This is a genomic window from Companilactobacillus crustorum JCM 15951 (assembly GCF_001434585.1).
In the GTDB taxonomy this organism is placed as follows: Bacteria; Bacillota; Bacilli; order Lactobacillales; family Lactobacillaceae; genus Companilactobacillus; species Companilactobacillus crustorum.
The window spans coordinates 1-18,120 of the sequence record NZ_AZDB01000037.1; the positions used below are offsets into that span (position 1 = coordinate 1).

The 18,120-nt window shown below is 35.1% G+C and carries 12 protein-coding genes and 1 pseudogene; 10 read left to right on the forward strand and 3 right to left on the reverse strand.

Annotated elements, in window-relative coordinates; all coding sequences use genetic code 11:
* The first annotated feature begins 160 nt into the window (after window positions 1-160).
* A complete protein-coding gene (locus FD26_RS09020; RefSeq protein WP_057868105.1) occupies window positions 161-1,492 on the forward strand; it encodes a dihydrolipoyl dehydrogenase family protein in 1,332 nt (443 codons plus the stop codon).
* A 145-nt stretch (window positions 1,493-1,637) separates the two neighbouring features.
* Here FD26_RS09020 and FD26_RS09025 read toward each other — a convergent pair whose 3' ends face one another.
* Window positions 1,638-4,331 (reverse strand): glycoside hydrolase family 65 protein, encoded by a 2,694-nt coding sequence (locus FD26_RS09025; protein WP_057868106.1) that lies wholly within the window; start codon window positions 4,329-4,331, stop codon window positions 1,638-1,640.
* 213 nt (window positions 4,332-4,544) lie between these two features.
* On the opposite strand from FD26_RS09025, the gene FD26_RS09030 reads away from it, so the two are divergent.
* The 4 genes from FD26_RS09030 to FD26_RS09045 all read left to right on the forward strand — a co-directional run bounded on the left by FD26_RS09030 (window position 4,545) and on the right by FD26_RS09045 (window position 9,877).
* The gene (locus FD26_RS09030) at window positions 4,545-6,521 is read left to right on the forward strand and encodes a PTS sugar transporter subunit IIABC (RefSeq protein ID WP_057868107.1); all 1,977 of its coding nucleotides are present in this window, start codon (window positions 4,545-4,547) and stop codon (window positions 6,519-6,521) included.
* Between the two features lie 165 nt (window positions 6,522-6,686).
* Window positions 6,687-7,187 (forward strand): NUDIX hydrolase, encoded by a 501-nt coding sequence (locus FD26_RS09035; protein WP_057868108.1) that lies wholly within the window; start codon window positions 6,687-6,689, stop codon window positions 7,185-7,187.
* A gap of 134 nt (window positions 7,188-7,321) precedes the next feature.
* Window positions 7,322-8,857, forward strand: a complete 1,536-nt coding sequence (gntK, locus tag FD26_RS09040) for a gluconokinase (protein ID WP_057868109.1) — start codon at window positions 7,322-7,324, stop codon at window positions 8,855-8,857.
* Window positions 8,858-9,244: 387 nt separating this feature from the next.
* Window positions 9,245-9,877 carry a DPBB and LysM peptidoglycan-binding domain-containing protein gene (locus FD26_RS09045; protein ID WP_371862036.1) on the forward strand — a complete coding sequence of 211 codons (633 nt, stop codon included), beginning with the start codon at window positions 9,245-9,247 and terminating at the stop codon, window positions 9,875-9,877.
* Between the two features lie 89 nt (window positions 9,878-9,966).
* Here FD26_RS09045 and FD26_RS09050 read toward each other — a convergent pair whose 3' ends face one another.
* Window positions 9,967-10,824 carry a MurR/RpiR family transcriptional regulator gene (locus FD26_RS09050; protein WP_057868111.1) on the reverse strand — a complete coding sequence of 286 codons (858 nt, stop codon included), beginning with the start codon at window positions 10,822-10,824 and terminating at the stop codon, window positions 9,967-9,969.
* Between the two features lie 139 nt (window positions 10,825-10,963).
* On the opposite strand from FD26_RS09050, the gene gnd reads away from it, so the two are divergent.
* The 5 genes and pseudogenes from gnd to FD26_RS09075 all read left to right on the forward strand — a co-directional run bounded on the left by gnd (window position 10,964) and on the right by FD26_RS09075 (window position 17,366).
* Window positions 10,964-11,866: a phosphogluconate dehydrogenase (NAD(+)-dependent, decarboxylating) gene (gnd, locus tag FD26_RS09055; protein WP_057868112.1), complete on the forward strand. Its 903-nt coding sequence runs from the start codon at window positions 10,964-10,966 to the stop codon at window positions 11,864-11,866.
* Window positions 11,867-11,910: 44 nt separating this feature from the next.
* The gene (gntK, locus tag FD26_RS09060; RefSeq protein WP_057868113.1) at window positions 11,911-13,446 is read left to right on the forward strand and encodes a gluconokinase; all 1,536 of its coding nucleotides are present in this window, start codon (window positions 11,911-11,913) and stop codon (window positions 13,444-13,446) included.
* Window positions 13,447-13,516: 70 nt separating this feature from the next.
* Window positions 13,517-14,864 (forward strand): annotated as a pseudogene (locus FD26_RS09065) (gluconate:H+ symporter).
* Between the two features lie 166 nt (window positions 14,865-15,030).
* Window positions 15,031-16,458 (forward strand): C69 family dipeptidase, encoded by a 1,428-nt coding sequence (locus tag FD26_RS09070; protein ID WP_057868114.1) that lies wholly within the window; start codon window positions 15,031-15,033, stop codon window positions 16,456-16,458.
* Window positions 16,459-16,550: 92 nt separating this feature from the next.
* A complete protein-coding gene (locus tag FD26_RS09075; protein ID WP_057868115.1) occupies window positions 16,551-17,366 on the forward strand; it encodes an alpha/beta fold hydrolase in 816 nt (271 codons plus the stop codon).
* 352 nt (window positions 17,367-17,718) lie between these two features.
* Here the strand turns inward: FD26_RS09075 and FD26_RS09080 are convergent.
* Window positions 17,719-18,120: catalase-related domain-containing protein (locus tag FD26_RS09080; RefSeq protein ID WP_275472406.1), on the reverse strand; the 402-nt coding region annotated here is incomplete at its 5' end.

Below are 18,120 nucleotides of genomic sequence, written 5' to 3' on the forward strand. Positions count from 1 at the left end.
AAAATTCGGATTAAATTTGCAATCTACCGATAATCATAAATATTGTCACATTCTAGAAAATGAATTATGTTATAAAGTGTAAGAAAAAGTCTTTATTTTTAATTGAAATACATAATACTTCAATTAAAAAGGCTCAAAACAAATACTGGAGGTCAATTTAATGTCTGAGAAATTTGATTATGATGTACTTTACATTGGAGCAGGTCATGCAACTTTTGATGGAGCTGCACCATTAGCAGAAACAGGAGTTTCGGTGGGTGTAATTGAAAGTGGACTTGTTGGAGGCACTTGTCCTAATCGTGGGTGCAATGCTAAGATCACAATCGATGAACCAGTTAAAGTAACTCGTGAAGCTGAACGCATGAATGGTATTCTAGATGGCGATTTGTCTATCAATTGGTCTAAGAATATTGAACATAAACAAGAAATTATTGATGGTTTGCCACAGGATTTAACCGATCGTTTGGAAAATGCTGGAGCAAAAATTATTCATGGTCATGCTGAATTTAAAGATGATCATACAGTTTTGGTTGATGGCGAGGAAGTAACAGCTGACAAGATTGTTATTGCTACTGGCTTAAAGCCACATCGTTTGGATATTCCAGGCACTGAGTTGGCCCATGATAGTGAAGACTTTTTGAATTTAAAGACATTACCAAAGAAAATTACTATTATCGGTGCGGGTTACATTGGAATGGAATTTGCCACGATTGCTAATGCAGCGGGTGCTGAAGTCACAGTTATGTTGCATGCCGATAAAGTTTTGCGTAAATTCTACCAGCCATATGTTGAAAAAGTTGTAGCTGATTTGAAAAAACGAGGTGTAACATTTATTCCTAATGCCTCAGTAAAGTCTTTTGAAGCTGATGGCGATAGTTATCAAGTAAACTTTGGAGATAACCAGACAATAACAACCGATTGGATTTTAGATGCTACAGGTAGAATCCCTAATTTGGATGGTCTAGGATTAGATAAGGTCGGAGTTAAGTATGATCAATCTGGTGTGTATGTTAACGAATATTTACAAACTAATGTTGAAAGTATTTATGCTGCCGGAGATGTTGTCTCAAATGATTTGCCAAAGGTAACGCCAGCAGCTTACTTCGAATCGAAATATTTAATGAAATTGTTCTCTGGTCAAACAGATCAACCAATTGAATATCCTGTGATTCCGTCAGTGGTCTTTACTTCACCTAGAATAGCGCAAGCAGGTATTTCAGTTGAAGAAGGCGAAAAGAAGGGCTTCGATATTACTGAAAGCGATTTGGCTAATTATTGGTATTACAAAGTCGATAAAGAACCAATTGCCGCAGGTAAACAAATTCATGACAAGGATGGCAAGCTAGTGGGTGTTACTGAAGTTAGTGATCAAGCACCAGATGCTGTTAATGCTTTGTTACCAGCTATTGAATTTAAGATGAATTCAGAACAAATTGGTCGTTTGATAGGTTTGTTCCCAACAATTGGTTACGCTGCTTGGCACCGGGCTTAGTTCATAATTTACATATTACAAGGAAAAAGAGTGTGACAAATTAGGACAGTTTTTGAGTATTAATAAAAAACGCGCAATATTCGTATTATGAATATTGCGCGTTTTGCTGCAAATTTATATCACAGCTCTTTTAGTGTTTAAATTTTTAAAAAGTTAGTTCGATTGTTTGATTAGCAGTTAAAGGTAATTTCTTACCTAAGAACATAATTTCTGTATCTTGGTCAGCGTTGATCATAATTGTTTCGTGAGTAATCTGGAAAGCAAAATTGATTTTTTTGAAAATCATCTTAAAGTCGATTTCATTCCATTGTTTTAGCAATTGTGGACTTATTTCTAGCATATCGCCACGATAATCAACTCCACCAAAATATGAAGTTACCACATTCAAAGTTGCTCCCATAACGCCCAGGTGAATTCCCTCAGCGGTAGTACCACCTTGAATATCATAGTAGTCGCTAGTTAAAGCTTCATAGAACAGCTTCCAGGCAGCGCTATTATCGTGAATTTTTAACAGTAGCATTGAATAAACGATTCTTGATAAAGTAGAACCGTGGCTAGTTCTAGCAAGATAATATTTGATGTTATCAGTGATGAATTTGTTAGGGTTGCCGATAGGATAATTTAAATCGTTCATAATTTGTAGAAAATCAGTTTCACGAAGATTAAAGAGAGCCATCAAGGTATCAGCTTGTTTAGCAACTTGATAATTGTCGGGTGTATCATTATGAGCTTTGAGAATACGGTCCATACGAGAAATATTGCCATATTGTTGACGATATTTTTCTAAATCGATTTCTTTAAGGTCAAAGTAGCCTTCAAATTGTCCCAGGATATCAGCTTTAAAATCAAGTTTCAAACTTTGTCTAATTTCATTAAGCTTTTTGATATCTTCATTTGTAAAATTGGTAGGATGAAGATTTTCGGAAACGGTATCGCTAAGTTCATTTTCCAATAATTGATGGAGTTCTTTGAACAGCCAACTAACCATGATGTTAGTATAAGCATTGTTTTTGAGACCATCATCGTCTTTGCCAGGGTAGCCTTCATGAAATTCATCAGGTCCCATGACATCGGCAATTGTATACTTTCCAGAAGTTTCGTCGTATTGAGATTTATCAATCCAGAATTTAGCAATTTCTAAGAGCATTTCCAAACCATATTTAGCCATAAATTTTTCATCTTGGCTAGAATTGTAGTAATTCCAAACATTGTAAGCTACAGCTAAAGAAACATGACGTTGTTTTCGTGAGTTATCAGGGTCCCATTTATTAGTGATTGGATTTAAGTGCAATTCTTGAGATTGTTCATCGCCATAGAGACCACTTTGCCAAGGATACATAGCTCCTTGATAGTCATCGTCAGCGGCGTAGTCCATTGCGGCTCTAAGGCGGTTATAGCGATACATTAGAAGCGATTTTACTAATTCAGGGTCGTGCAGAACATAAAAGTTCATATCGAATAACTCGTCCCAAAAGATATGACCACGATATCCTTCGCCAGTAAGGCCACGAGAGCCAACTGAAATATCAAGATCTTTGTTAGCGTTGATTTGAGCTGCGGTTGTCATACTGTAGCTGTTAAGTCGAAGCAATTTTTGGGCAGTAACATCACCTGCGACTACAACATCTTCTTGTTGCCAAACTTTTTTCCAAGCTTGACTGTTAAAAGCAAATGCTTCTTGGAAATTAGCCAAAAATGTGTGGTCATTAATAGTTAGTTCCAGATCATTCTTGGTTTCAAGCGAAGTAAAAATAGCTACATTCTTTTCGAAAGTATAAGTTGTACCTTCACTAGCATTAAATTCAACTTTTTGATTGGCAATTTCAGATGTATTATCCGTTGAATAGATGCCACTATCAGGATAATTTAAATGTGATTTAACCGCAATATTAATCTTAGATTGGTTAGTGTGAGCCAATAAAATTGCATCATCAGTATTATTTTGAATTTTATCAATTTCTAAATGCTTATTCGCCAAATTGCGATATCTTTCAACGTTGGAATTAACGACAGAACCATCAATTTCAGTATAGAAAGTCATTTTAGCAGAAAAGTTTAAGGGTTTAATTGAATATTGAAGATAATAGTCGTGATAGTTATTTAAGTCGACGATTCTTTTCTCAACAATTTTTAACTCTTTGCCATCAGCTAATTTAATTAAAAGAGTAATAGTTAGGCAGCCATCTTTCATATTTAAGGAACGTAAGGATTCTTGAATGTCTTTATCATTAATTTTGAATTTAGGACCGTCGTCAATACTAAAAGTAAGGTATTGAGCATTAGGTAAATTAACTAGATCTTCATTAATAACATTTTGACCATTGATTGGAGTGGATAATTGATTAAAGACTCCAGCAGCATAAGTGGCCGGGTAGTTATCATCATTGGCTTTGGATTCAAAGTAAGATCCACGAAGTCCCAAGAAGCCATTGCCAACTGTTTGCATAGATTCTTGCCCATATTGACGTTTACTGTGATCTAGACCGTAATAGTCGAGGTGCCAAGTTGTGTAATTAAGCTCTTTTTTAAAAGCTGCCTTTAAACCAGAACTCATGATGTCATCAAAGTTTATTACAGGAATATGGAATATGTTTTCCAGCTCTGTTCCAAAATCTATAATTACCTTATTAAATAAGAAAATATTTTTTTTGAGGATATATTTATTTGGATTGGTTATGATAATTACATCGCATGAAGCATCCAATTGATTTTTGAATGTCTGTAAATTTTCTTGAAAATTTAATTTTGGATTCAATTCATAGAAAGCTTTTCCAAGTGTATTTACATTATTTGAATAAATGATCTGATCGTCAGTAAGCTTTAAATATAAAGGTTTCATAATTGATTTCCTCCGTAAGTAGCAAGATATGATTCTCAAAGCATATGTTTAAACACATCCATACATTTAGTATTATACACCCCGTATATAGCAGAGTAGTGTGTTTTTTATAATAAAAAATAACAAAACTTGATGTTTATACAGGAATGATTGTATTATAGTAGTTGTTGAAAGATGTAACCGGTTACTAATACTCAAGGAGGTGTGTTTTCTATGGCAAACGAAATTAAAATGCTTGCTCCTGTATCTGGACAAGCGGTGGAAATCACCAAGGTTCATGATCCCATGTTTTCTGCAAAGGATATGGGGGATGGCTTCGGTATTATTCCTAATAGTAATGAGATCTTAGCACCAGTTTCAGGTAAGGTAATGTTGGTAGCTTCTACTAAACATGCGATTGGTTTTACCACTGATGATGGACTAGAAGTATTAGTTCATATGGGAGTAGATACGGTTGAACTAAATGGGGCTCCTTTTGAAGTTACTCTCAAAGAAGGGGATACAGTAAAAGCAGGGGATAAGATTGCTACAATGGATATTGAAGCAATTAAAAAAGCTGGTAAGGTAACAGATGTAATTGTAGCTATTACTAATACTGCTAAAACTGTAAAAGAAATTCATGTTAATGAGGGCAACATCAAGGCTGGTCAAGAAGTTGCATTGGTTGAACCATTAGCTCCAGGAGAAACTTCAGCTAAACCAAATAAAAACTTAGATTATGATCAATTAGGTAAGGACATTCTTAATAATGTTGGTGGTATATCAAACGTTGATAGTGTTATCCACTGTATTACACGTGTTCGTTTCTATCTAAAGGATGACAATAAAGCCAATGACCTGAAGATTAAAAATATGAATGGCGTTATTGATGTCGCTAAAGCTGGAGGACAATATCAGGTTGTTATTGGACCAGCGGTTGAAGACGTTTACGATGGCGTTGTTAAGGCTTTAGGACCTGGATTTGCTGGAGATGGCGATAGTTCAGCTGCACCAGCTAAGAAGGAAGAAGCTCCCAAGGGACTTTGGCCAAAAACAAAATTTTATTTTAGTGCTCTAATTGGTGTTATTACAGCCAGCATGATGCCTATCATCGGATTACTTGCTGCTTCAGGTATTTTGAAGGGACTCTTAGCTCTGATTGTTTCAGCTAAGTGGATTTCGACAACTAGCTCTACATATATGATTATTAACGCAATGGGTGATTCAGTATTTTACTTCTTACCAATTTTGGTAGGATTTACAGCTGCTAAGAGATTAGGAGCTAACCAAGTTATTATGGGGGTTATTGGTGGTGTGCTTGCATATCCAACTTTGGTTCAAGTTGCCACTAAGACAAGCAGTACAGCAATGAATATCAATGGTGATTTCTTCGGTATTCCGATTCATGTTGCTAATTATACGTATTCGATTTTCCCAATGATTGCTGCTGCATGGATTGCTTCTAAAGTTGAACCTTGGCTCAAGAAACATATTGTATTGTCCTTACGGATGATCCTTAGTCCTTTACTAGAAGTATTTATTGTCAGTGCTATTATCATTGTTATTGTAGGACCAGTTATTACATTGATTAGTTCTTACTTAGCCAATGGTATTGTTGCTCTATTGAACTTCAGTCCAGCTATTTCAGGATTGATAATTGGTGGTTTGTATCAATGCTTGGTTATCTTTGGTTTACATTGGGCTGTTATTCCAGTTGTTGCCAGTCAAATTGCTACGACCGGACATAGTGCTTTGAATGCTATTGTTTCAGCAACAATGGTCGCTCAAGGTGCTGCAGCCATGGCAGTATTCATTAAGACAAAGAAACATATTGATATGAAACAAATTGCTGGTGCCGCAACACTTTCAGCTTTTGCTGGAGTTACAGAACCTGCAATGTATGGTATTAACTTGAAATATGGTCGTATTTTCTGGACTGCTAACATTGGTAGTGCCGTTGGTGGTTTATTAACAGGTTTACTCCATGTTGATATGTGGGGCTTTGCTGGTTCACTAATTGGATTTGCTTCCTTCATTAATCCTAAAGGTATCGACGCAAGCTTTACAGGATACTTAATTGCATCAGCTGTAACAATTGTTGTTGCCTTTACATGTACTTATCTCTTTGGATTTAAGGAAGAAGACCTCGATCAAAGTCATGCAGTTGAAAAGGTAAGACTAGGTTCTCGTGAACCTGCTGCACAAGGTTAATTAGAAATAAGAACCTGTGAAAAAATAGTTTTTTATTAAATTAAAAGGAATCGACGTGAGTTTGAAAAATTCAACGTCGATTCCTTTGTTTTTTTATGATAAAAATAATGATGCGTTAATAGATATGAATGTTATAAAAAACTAGCAAGATGAGGTAGAAAAAATATGTCGAATAAATTTTTTCACACGGCATTTGGAGTGTATGGAATCGTGTATAAAGATAATAAATTATTAGTTATTAAAAAAAATGGCGGACCTTATATCAATAGATATGATTTACCCGGAGGAAGCTTGGAAAATGGTGAGGGTCTCAATAGCGCCATTAAACGTGAAGTATCTGAAGAAACAGGAATAAAAATTAAGAATTACATACAGTTAGGAACAATGGCTTTTAAATACCCTTGGAAATACCAACGATATGAATGGAATGAACATATATGTGTATTTTATTTAATAAAAGGTTATGAAGGTATTTCTCAAAATAAGGTTTCCCAATTTATAGGTCAGGATTCTTTAGGAAGCAAATTCGTAGAATTAAATAATTTAAATGTTGATAATAGCTCACCATTAGTATCATTAGCAAAAAGATATATCAATAGTGGAAAATTTGAGTTTGATGACATTACGTTCAATAAATGGCATATTTTAGAAAAACAGACTTTCTAACTGAGAGAAGCAAAATTAGACAATAATTTTGAAGTACTATCAATATGATCAATTAGATAAACAAAAAGTAGACATTTTGTTGAAGCCTTATTACAATTAAACAAGTTTCTACTATGGTAAGAGGAGTACTGAAAATGGATTATATGATTGGTGTTGATATTGGCACAACAACTACGAAAAGTGTGCTTTATGATATGAAGGGAAAAGTTGTTGCTTATGCTAACAGTGGCTACCAATTATATCAAGATGCCCCAGATATGGCGGAAGAAGATCCAGATGATATTTTACATGCTGTGATTGAAGTTATGGGTCAGGTTATGTACAAAAGCAAAGTTAAAGCAGATGAAATTAAAGGCGTTTCGTTTTCTTCAGCAATGCACAGTTTAATTCTGATGGATGAAGCTGATCAGCCATTAACGAAAGCGATAACATGGGCTGATAATAGGGCCGCTAAATATAGTGATGAACTAAAAGATAATGGCTTGGGAGCTAAAATTTATGCTAGAACTGGAACACCAATTCATCCAATGGCACCTTTATCGAAAATTCTCTGGTTACGTCATGAAAAACCAGAACTGTTCAAAAAAGCCAAAAAATTCATTGATTTAAAAACCTATGTCTTTTTTAAACTTTTTGGCGTTTATCGAATGGATTATTCGATTGCTTCAGCTACAGGGATGTTTAATATTTTTGATTTGAAGTGGAATCAAGGGGTGTTGGATTTACTTCAAATTACTGAAAAGCAGTTACCGGAGTTAGTCGAAACGACTGCTTCTATCTCTGGAATTGCTCCAAGATTTGCAGAATTATTAAATATCTCGACTCGAACTCCATTTATTTTTGGTGCTAGTGATGGTGTATTATCTAATTTAGGAGTTGATGCGATTGATCCTGGAGTTGTAGCGGTAACTATTGGAACTAGTGGAGCTGTGCGAGTAACTGTTGATAAGCCAGTAGTTGATCCAGATGGAAAATTATTTTGCTACGCTTTGACTAAAGATAAATGGGTTGTCGGTGGACCAGTTAATAATGGAGGAATCGTTTTTCGTTGGGTCAAAGACCAATTGTTTGCTCCTGAACGAATAACTGCCGAACAGATGCAAGTATCGACGTATGATATTTTGACCCAAATTGCTGAAAAGATACCAGCTGGTTCAGATGGCTTGTTATTTCATCCATATCTCGGTGGCGAACGGGCTCCAATTTGGAACGCTTATGCCCGGGGCTCGTTCTTTGGATTAACGAGAAACCATACCCGAGCTCATATGGTTCGGGCTGCTTTGGAAGGGATTGTTTATAATTTATATGTTGTTATGCTGACGATTGAAAAAGTAGCAGGTAAACCTAAAAGTATTCAAGCTACCGGTGGTTTTGCCCGTTCAGCCTTATGGCGTCAAATGTTAGCAGATATATTTGAACAACCAATAACTATCCCTGAAAGTTTTGAAAGTTCTTGTTTAGGAGCAGCCGTATTGGGAATGTATGCTTTGGGTTATATTGATAATTTAGCTGCCGTTAAAGATATGATTGGTGTGACAGATGTTCATAAACCTAATTCTGATAATTTTGAGGTATATCGTGAATTGTTGCCGATTTGGATTAGAATATCTCATCTTTTAGAACCTGAATACAAAGAAATTGCTGATTTTCAAAGAAAACATACTAAGTAAGTTTTCATTAAAAGAAATCGTTTAAAATATTTTGCAGAATAATAGTCTTCCAAATGTTGATTTAATAATGTTTGGAAGACTATTTTAATTAATTTATAATTTAAGCGTTAATAAAATAAGCAAAAATTTTCAGAAAAAGTTTCGAATTATTCACATTTTTATAAAATAAGGAATCCAGATTTACCAATAGATAGAACACATGTTTGTTTCAGTTATATTACTAAGATTACAGAAAAGTCGAATTTTGTAACTTTATGGACGTTGTTGTGTAATAAACACCTGTTAGTATATGCAACATAGCAAATGAGGGCTAGACATTTTAAATACAAAATATAAGGATGTAATTTATTCATGAAAAAAGTTTTATCTATCGCTTTAGTAAGTACTATGGCTTTAACAGCAATTGCTGCAACATCAAACACTGCTCAAGCTGCAGTCTCACTCGACAGTAACCATGTTCAAGTTGAAGCAGGGGATACATATAAGAGTATTGCTGCTGCTAACGGCATTTCAATTGCTGAACTAGAACAAGCAAACGGCCGCGAAGTTGGCGGATTTGACTTGATTTTCCCTGGTGAAACAATCACATTGCCAGGTGCTACAGCAACAACACAAGCTACAGACACAAATACAGCTGCTACAGAAGCAGCAGACACAACAGCACAAACAACAGATACAACTACTCAAGATACAGCACAACAAACACAAGCAACAACACAAAGTGCTGCTCAAACACAATCAACAAGCACAGGTACATCACAAGGAACATTTAAGATTTCTTTCTATGATCCAGCCGTACTAGGCTCAAATATGGGTTATAGCGGTGTTGCTGCTAACCTTTCAGTATTCCCTAAGGGTACAACACTTAAGATTACACTTTCTGATGGTACAGTATTGATCAGAACAGTTAATGATACAGGTACATTCGCATACAGTAACCCTAATCAATTAGACGTTGCTATGCCAAATAACCAAATTCCTTCATATGGTGTTACAACAGCATCTGTTGAAGTACTTTAAGAATAATTTGAAAAACCGTTGGATGAAATAATATTTCATTCGACGGTTTTTTTTGTTCTCATTAAATTTTCAGAATGGGTCTAAAAAAATTATTTATTAAGACGAGTATCATTAATAGTTTCACGAATCTCTTTGAAGACATCAGTAGTTTGTTGATTATCTTTCATTGCAGTTAGCACAAAGAGTGTATCGATCAAAGAAATTTGAGCAATGATAGCATGTAGAGCTTCATCTTGATAATTAGTTTCTTCAGAAATAGAAAGCAAAGTTAAATCAACAATTTTAGTTAATGATGAATTACCATAACTTGTAATTCCGATAGTTTTGATATTTTTATCACGTAACTTTTGAGCAAGTTTTAGGGCGTCTTTGTTTTCTCCACTGTGGGAAATAACTACGGCACAAGTATCTGATTTTAAAGTGACGGCCAGCATTAGCTGCATATGAAAGTCATTGGCAAACAGTGGTGTTTTGTCAGATTTTAAAAATTTATGATATCCATCTAAAGCTACAATGGCTGAAGCACCAAGACCGAAGAAGGCGATAGAGTTTTTGGCAGTGATTATTTCAATAGCTTTTTCAAGTTGTTCCTGATTCAAAGTGTCAATCGTGGCATTTAAAGCTGATACATTAGATGTGAAAACTTTTTTCGCCATATCTTTTAAAGTATCTTTTGAATTGATCTCTTGAAAAAGATTATTAGTTTCCTTCTTTTCAGTTGTTGATGTTAGTAAATTTATTTTGAGTTCTTGGAAACTATTAAAGCCTAATTTTTTCGAAAATCGAGAAATAGATGAGATTGAAGAATTAGTTTTTTGGGCTAAATCAGTAATAGTTAGAGCTGAATCTGTTTGAGGATTTTCTAAAAGATAATCGGCAATATCTTTAGAAGTTCCCGTTAAATTATCATAATAGGATTTGATTAACATATTAAAATTATTTTGCATAGCTTATACCTCACACTATTAAGATAGCACAATTCAGCTACTCTGAAAATAATTTTCTACATAACTGTTGATTTTTAAAAATAATTTTCATATAATGTAGTTGATAAATGAAAGCGTTTTACAAAAGGAGACATTAAATATGAATGTAGCAATGATTGGTTTAGGAAAAATGGGTATTAATTTATGTGAGAATTTAATTAGAAATAATAATCAAGTAGTTGCTTTTGACTTGAATGAAAATGCTCGTCAGGAAGCTGAGAAACTGGGAGCTAAAAGCGTTGCTAGTTTGGAAGAAGTCGTAATTGCACTCAGAAAGCCCAGAATTGTTTGGGTAATGTTGCCAGCTGGCAAACCCACTAATGAAACAATTGATCGTTTGAGTAAATTATTGGATAAGGACGATATTGTAATTGATGGCGGCAATTCATTTTACAAGGATTCGCTCAAACATAATCAAATTTTAAAAGCTCAAGGAATTAAATTTTTTGATTGTGGAACTTCTGGTGGCAAGAGCGGAGCTAATCAAAATGGCAATTTTATGATTGGTGGCGACGATTATCAGACTTTTCAATATATTGAACCAATCTTCAAAGGTATTGCGATGAAAGATGGTTATCTATATACCGGCAAGGCTGGTAGTGGCCATTATCTTAAAATGGTTCATAACGGAATTGAGTACGGCATGATGGAAGCAATTGCTGAAGGATTTGATGTTTTAGAACACAGTCAATTTAAGTATGACAATGAGGCTGTTGCCAAAGTATGGTCGAATGGTTCTGTGATTCGTGGGTGGTTAATGGAATTGGCAGAAGATGCCTTTTCAAAGGATAGCGATTTGGAAAATATCAAAGGTATTATGCATTCGTCTGGTGAAGGTCAATGGACATTGGATGAGGCTTTAAAGTTACAAGTTCCAACCCCAGTTATCGGGATGTCTTTAATGATGAGATATCGTTCTTTGGAAGATGATACTTTCACAGGCAAAGTTGTTTCAGCATTACGGAATGAATTTGGTGGACATGCGATCGATAAGACTAAATAATTTTAAATCAGATTTTTTTCAAAAAGTATATGAGGAGTTTGATTATGGAATATATGATTGGTGTTGATATTGGAACGACTAGTACCAAAAGCGTTCTTTATGATATGAAAGGAAAAGTCATTGCTCATGCTGACAGTGGCTATCAATTGTATCAAGATATCCCTGATATGGCAGAAGAGGATCCTGAAGATATTTTTGATGCAGTAATTGAAGTATTAGGTCAGGTAATGCGTAAAGGCAAGGTTCAAGAAGGCGAACTTAAAGGTGTTTCATTTTCTTCAGCCATGCATAGTTTGATTTTAATGGACAAAGATGACCAGCCACTAACAAGAGCAATAACTTGGGCTGACAATCGTGCTGCTAAGTATAGCGAGGAATTAAAAGAGAATGGCGTCGGTGCTGAAATCTATGCCAAAACAGGAACTCCGATTCATCCGATGGCACCTTTGTCAAAAATTTTATGGATCAAAAATGAAAAGCCAGAATTATTTGAACAAACTAAAAAGTTTATTGATTTAAAAACATACGTTTTCTTCAAACTATTTGGTACTTACAAAATGGAATACTCAATTGCTTCTGCTACGGGAATGTTTAATATTTTTAAACTCAAGTGGGAGAAACAAGCCCTGGATCTTTTGGGTATTACGGAAGAGCAATTACCTGAGTTAGTAGAGCCGACTGATAACATTAAGGGAATTAATTCAAAGTATGGCAAAATTTTAGGAATTACTAAAGAAGTACCATTTGTCTTTGGCGCTAGTGACGGAGTGTTATCGAATTTAGGAGTAAACGCGATTGACCCCGGTGTAGTGGCTGTCACGATTGGAACTAGTGGTGCCGTCAGAGTAGTAGTCGACAAACCTGTCGTTGATCCTAATGGTAAATTATTCTGTTATGCTTTGACGAAAGATAAATGGGTTGTCGGTGGTCCAGTTAATAATGGAGGAATTGTTTTCCGTTGGGTAAAAGATCAACTTTTTGCTCCAGAGAAGATTACGGCCGAGCAAATGCAAGTTTCTACTTACGATATTTTGACACAAATTGCTGAAAAGATTCCTGCTGGTTCAGATGGATTATTGTTCCATCCTTATCTCGGTGGAGAAAGGGCTCCAATTTGGGATGCCTATGCTCGTGGCTCATTCTTTGGATTAACTAGAAATCATACTAGAGCCCATATGGTTCGGGCTGCTTTAGAGGGAATTGTCTATAATCTTTATATTGTTATGCTGACAATTGAAGGAATTGCTGGAAAACCGAAGAGTATTCAGGCTACTGGTGGTTTTGCTCGCTCTGCTCTCTGGAGACAAATGTTAGCTGATATTTTTGAACAGGATGTTACTATTCCAGAAAGTTTTGAAAGTTCATGTTTAGGTGCAGCTGTTTTGGGTATGTATTCATTGGGTTATATTGATGATCTATCTGCAGTTAAGGATATGGTTGGAGTAACTGATGTTCATAAGCCAAATAAGGATAATTTTCAAGTCTATCGTGAACTGTTACCAATTTGGATAAGATTATCAAGAGTTTTGGAACCAGAGTACAAGAGTATTGCTGAATTTCAAAAGAAACATATGAAGTAAAAATGCGCGTGCGAGCGCGTCTTTTTTATCAGAAATAATGTAAACGGTATCAAAGAGGAGGAGACTCGTTATGGCTTTCTTAGTATTGATCTTAGGTGTAGCCTTATTGCTATTTTTAATAATCGAATTAAAACTTAATACCTTTGTTTCACTAATTATTACTTCTATAGCTGTAGGAATTGGTTTAGGAATTCCGATGACTAAAATTGCCACAAGTATTCAAAACGGAATAGGTGGGCAATTAGGCGAATTATCAATTGTTTTTGGATTTGGCGCTATGTTAGGTCGACTGGTAGCTGATGCCGGCGGTGCTTATCGAATATCACATACCCTGATTCAAAAATTTGGAAAAAAGAGATTACAATTAGCAATTGTTTTGGCATCATTCATAATTGGAATCGCCTTTTGAAGTTGGTATGGTTCTCTTAATTCCAATTGTCTTTGCAATAGCAGTAGAAGCAGGAGTTTCAATTCTTTATTTAGGAATTCCTATGGCAGCAGCACTCTCTGTTACGCATGGATTTCTACCACCACATCCAGCACCCACAGCTATCAGTGCAGTTTTAAGCGCTAATGCGGGACATGTTTTGCTTTATGGAATAATTGTCGCAATACCGGCTGTTATTATTGCCGGTCCGGTTTATACAAGAATTGCTAATAAAATTGTTCCCGATGCTTTTAATCGTAAAGGTAATTTATTAGCCTTGGGTCCTCAAAAAAAATTTAAATTAGAAGACACTCCGAGCTTTGGAATTAGTGTTCTGACGTCATTATTCCCAGTAATTTTAATGGCCATTACAACGGTTTATCAACTGATTTTTAATGGAGGAGCTTTGCCTAAGCATCCCTCGTTGTTAGATTCTTTTATTGCTTTTATTGGAACGCCAGCTATTACAATGACGATCTCTTTATTAGTAGCAATGTATACGATGGGCTGGGCTAGACGTTTCAAAACACCTGAAATTATGAAAAGTTTAGAAGATGCAGTTAAATCGATTGCCATGTTGCTATTAGTAATTGGTGGTGGCGGTGCCTTTAAACAAGTTTTAATTGATGGCGGAGTGGGCGATGCTGTTATGAAACTGTTCGCTGGTGTCAATATTTCACCTTTATTATTAGGTTGGCTAATTGCCGTAGTTTTAAGAGTAGCATTGGGTTCAGCAACTGTTGCATCATTGACAGCCGCAGGGTTAGTTTTGCCACTTATGACTTCAGCTGGTGTAAATCCCGCTTTGATGGTTTTAGCAATCGGAGCTGGATCATTAGCTGTTTCGCACGTAAATGACGCCGGTTTTTGGATGTTCAAAGAGTATTTTGATTTAACAGTTAAAGAAACTTTGTTAACTTGGACTGTATTGGAAAGCTTAATTTCTGTTGTGGGAATTATTTGTGTCATGATTTTAAGCGCTTTTGTTTAAAATTTATTAGAAAAATTTAAAATAGAGTTTTTTTGTATAAAAATCCCAGTCTGACAATCATATTTAATGATTAGCAGGCTGGGATTTCTTATAAATATTCTAATAATTACCTAGCTTAAACTAGTTTTTAATTCTATACTGGTTTTTATATAAGGGAGGGAACACAATGAAAAATCCAAGTTCCGATTGTACTGAAATTCTAGTTGGTAAGGCTGCTAGTATGGATGGTTCCACTATTGTCGCCCGTAATGAGGATGGCTATGGCCCAATTAATCCTATCAAGTTTGTTGTTCATGAAGCTAAGGAGCAAAAGAATGCTTCTTATGTATCTGTAACAACTGGCGTGAGAGTTCCTTTGCCAGATCACGCTTATAGATATACTGCAACACCACAAGCCGATCAAAGTGATGGTCAATATGAAGAAGCTGGTATTAATGAATTTAATGTAGGGATGAGTTCAACTGAAACTACGGCTACGAATGCTCGTGTTTTAGGTTATGATCCGTTAGTTCATAATGGTGTAGATGAAGAGGCTATGTTAACTTTAGTCTTGCCCTATGTGAAAACTGCTAAAGAAGGTGCAATCCGTTTAGGTTCATTGCTTGAAAAGTATGGTACCGGCGAATGCAACAGTATTGCTTTTAACGATAAAAATGAAGTTTGGCTATTAGAAACTGCGGGTGGTCACCATTGGGCAGCAATGCGTTTACCAGATGATTGTTACGCTATCGTTCCTAATCAGACTGTTATGCAAGAGGTTGACCTTAATGATACGGATAACTTTTTGGTGGCTACTGATTTAGTTAAATTTGTCGAAAAGCATCATTTGAATCTCCAACCAGGCCACTTTAATTTTCGAGATATTTTTGGAACTCAGAGTGAGGCCGATGCTTATTACAACACACCTCGTACTTGGTATGGTCAAAAACTCTTTAATCCTGAGATTGATCAAGAACCAACATCCCAAGACATGCCCATGGTAAGAAAACCAACTAAGAAGCTAGCAATTGAAGACGTGGAAGACTTTTTATCATCACACTATAATGGTACAAAATATGATCCATTTGGAACTTTTGCTTCAGGTACAAAAAAGGAGCAACAACAATTTCGTTCTATTGCAATGGATCGTAATCAAGCATCATCTATTCTACAAATTAGAAATGACGTTGACGATAATCATGCTGCTATTCAATGGCTTTCATTAGGTTTCTTTGCTTACAGTCCATATGTACCTTTTTATACAAATATTAAAGACACTCCTGAAGACTATAAGAATACGACAAATGAAGTTTCAATTGATAATGTTTATTGGTTAGAAAAAACTCTGTCAGTTATGATTGAACCTCATTATCATGAATATTCAGATATGCTTCATGCGTACTTAGAAGGATGTCAATCTTATGCTCGTCAACGTTTGGAAGTTACCGATGAAGTTATTGATGGTTTTACCAGCGATGTTTCTGAATTTTTGACTGAAAGTAATCAAAAAACTGCTGGTGAAGTTTCAAGTCGAACCCATAAATTATTCAATAATATTGTCAAAAAAGGACTAATGCTTTCCAAGACAACCTGGGAAAAGGGACAAAATCTCTAGATTTGACTAACTAGAAAAAAGCTTTATTATTTGTTAATAACTTTAATTGGTGAATTATATGAAAAAAATTAAAGTTATTAATCAAATTTATCATGATTCTGACTCTCTTTGTTGCTGCAATGTTAACAGTTGAGCAAGAAGTTTTGGCTAACAACAAAATTAAACGAGAGATTCCAACATTATTTTTTCATGGCTTTGGTGGAACAGTTCATTCAATGGATTATTTAATCAATCAGGCTCAAATTGATGGATATGCGACTAGAACTTTAACTGTGACAGTTAATCCGCAGGGAAAAGTTCGAATTTATGGTCAATGGCCTCAAAATACCAGGAACCCTGAAATACAGGTGTTATTTTTAAATAACCATGAATCGGATTATCATCATACGGCTGTTTGGATTGATTCAATTTTAAAAGTATTGCATCAAAAGTATGGCGTTACAAGATTTAATGCAGTCGCTCATTCATGGGGCAATAACGCCGTTATGTATTATTTAGAAACCTACAGTAAAAAGAAAAATCAACCGCAAATTGATTCTTTAGTTAATATTGCTGCGCCAATGCAAGTTTTAAATCGAAATATTTATCGTCGTAACGATTGGCGTTACTCGAATCAATTGAATCGAGATTTTAAGTCATACATTGCTCCAAATTCAAATATTAGAAGGCTTCATATTCGTGAATTGAATATTATAGGACAATTAACGCCTGAAGATCATTTTGATAAAGCAGTCCCTGTTTCTTCCGCTAAATCTTTACAAAGAGTCTTCAAGGGACCACATCAAAGCTATGAATCAAGAATTTTTACTGGTCCTAGAGCAGAGCACAGCGCTTTAACGAGAAGAAATCCGAAAGTATTGCATGATATTGAGCACTTCTTGTGGGATCGTGAAAAACCAACACAATAATTTTACATATCAAATTCATTATTTCATCATATTTATTCTGTAAAGTAACGGTAAGAAATTATTAAACAGAAAAATAGGTGACGTAATGAATTTTTTGTTAATGACATTAGTTTTTATTCTCGGATTATTTTTACTAATATCTGGTGGTCATCTGCAAAGTAGAGTTGCTTCAAAAATATTCTTTATTTTCGGTGCTTTTAATGTTGTACTGGCGATGTATATTGCTTGGCCAAAATAATTTGAGAATAAAAATGGTTCTATATTTTTGGTTCTATTAAAACAAAGAAATTTAAAAAACATCCTCTAGTGAAGAGGATGTTTTTTTTATAACTAAAATCAAATATTTGTTATTTTAATATTCGGTGGATAATATTTCATCGATATTTAAATTTAATGCTTTGGCAACACGTGATCCATACTCAGGATCAGCTTTATACATTTGCTTAATTTCTAATGTTTTTATTTCTTGACTGTCAACTTGTAATAGACAATCTTTGATGGTTTCAATTAAACGATCTTTTTCGTCGTCCGTAAATAAGCGATATAAATCACCAGCTTGTGTAGTATAGTCAACTTTATAATTGTAAGGTTGATTTCCAGAATGGCCCTCTAAGTCAACCGGCGTAACAGATGCAGCTAATGTTTCTTTGGGACCATCAAATGAGTTAGGTTCATAATTTACTTCTGATCCTTGATTATTAATTTTCATAGAACCATCACGTTCGTAGGTAGCGTCAAGAATCTTGTGTAAATG

What these genes read in the sequence shown, in the direction of transcription:
- gntK (WP_057868113.1), top strand. Translation starts at nt 11,911, where the DNA reads ATGGAATATATGATTGGTGTTGATATTGGAACGACTAGTACCAAAAGC.
- FD26_RS09045 (WP_371862036.1), top strand. Translation starts at nt 9,245, where the DNA reads ATGGCTTTAACAGCAATTGCTGCAACATCAAACACTGCTCAAGCTGCA.
- FD26_RS09030 (WP_057868107.1), top strand. Translation starts at nt 4,545, where the DNA reads ATGGCAAACGAAATTAAAATGCTTGCTCCTGTATCTGGACAAGCGGTG.
- gntK (WP_057868109.1), top strand. Translation starts at nt 7,322, where the DNA reads ATGGATTATATGATTGGTGTTGATATTGGCACAACAACTACGAAAAGT.
- gnd (WP_057868112.1), top strand. Translation starts at nt 10,964, where the DNA reads ATGAATGTAGCAATGATTGGTTTAGGAAAAATGGGTATTAATTTATGT.
- FD26_RS09070 (WP_057868114.1), top strand. Translation starts at nt 15,031, where the DNA reads ATGAAAAATCCAAGTTCCGATTGTACTGAAATTCTAGTTGGTAAGGCT.
- FD26_RS09075 (WP_057868115.1), top strand. Translation starts at nt 16,551, where the DNA reads ATGATTCTGACTCTCTTTGTTGCTGCAATGTTAACAGTTGAGCAAGAA.
- FD26_RS09020 (WP_057868105.1), top strand. Translation starts at nt 161, where the DNA reads ATGTCTGAGAAATTTGATTATGATGTACTTTACATTGGAGCAGGTCAT.
- FD26_RS09050 (WP_057868111.1), bottom strand. Translation starts at nt 10,824, where the DNA reads ATGCAAAATAATTTTAATATGTTAATCAAATCCTATTATGATAATTTA.
- FD26_RS09035 (WP_057868108.1), top strand. Translation starts at nt 6,687, where the DNA reads ATGTCGAATAAATTTTTTCACACGGCATTTGGAGTGTATGGAATCGTG.
- FD26_RS09025 (WP_057868106.1), bottom strand. Translation starts at nt 4,331, where the DNA reads ATGAAACCTTTATATTTAAAGCTTACTGACGATCAGATCATTTATTCA.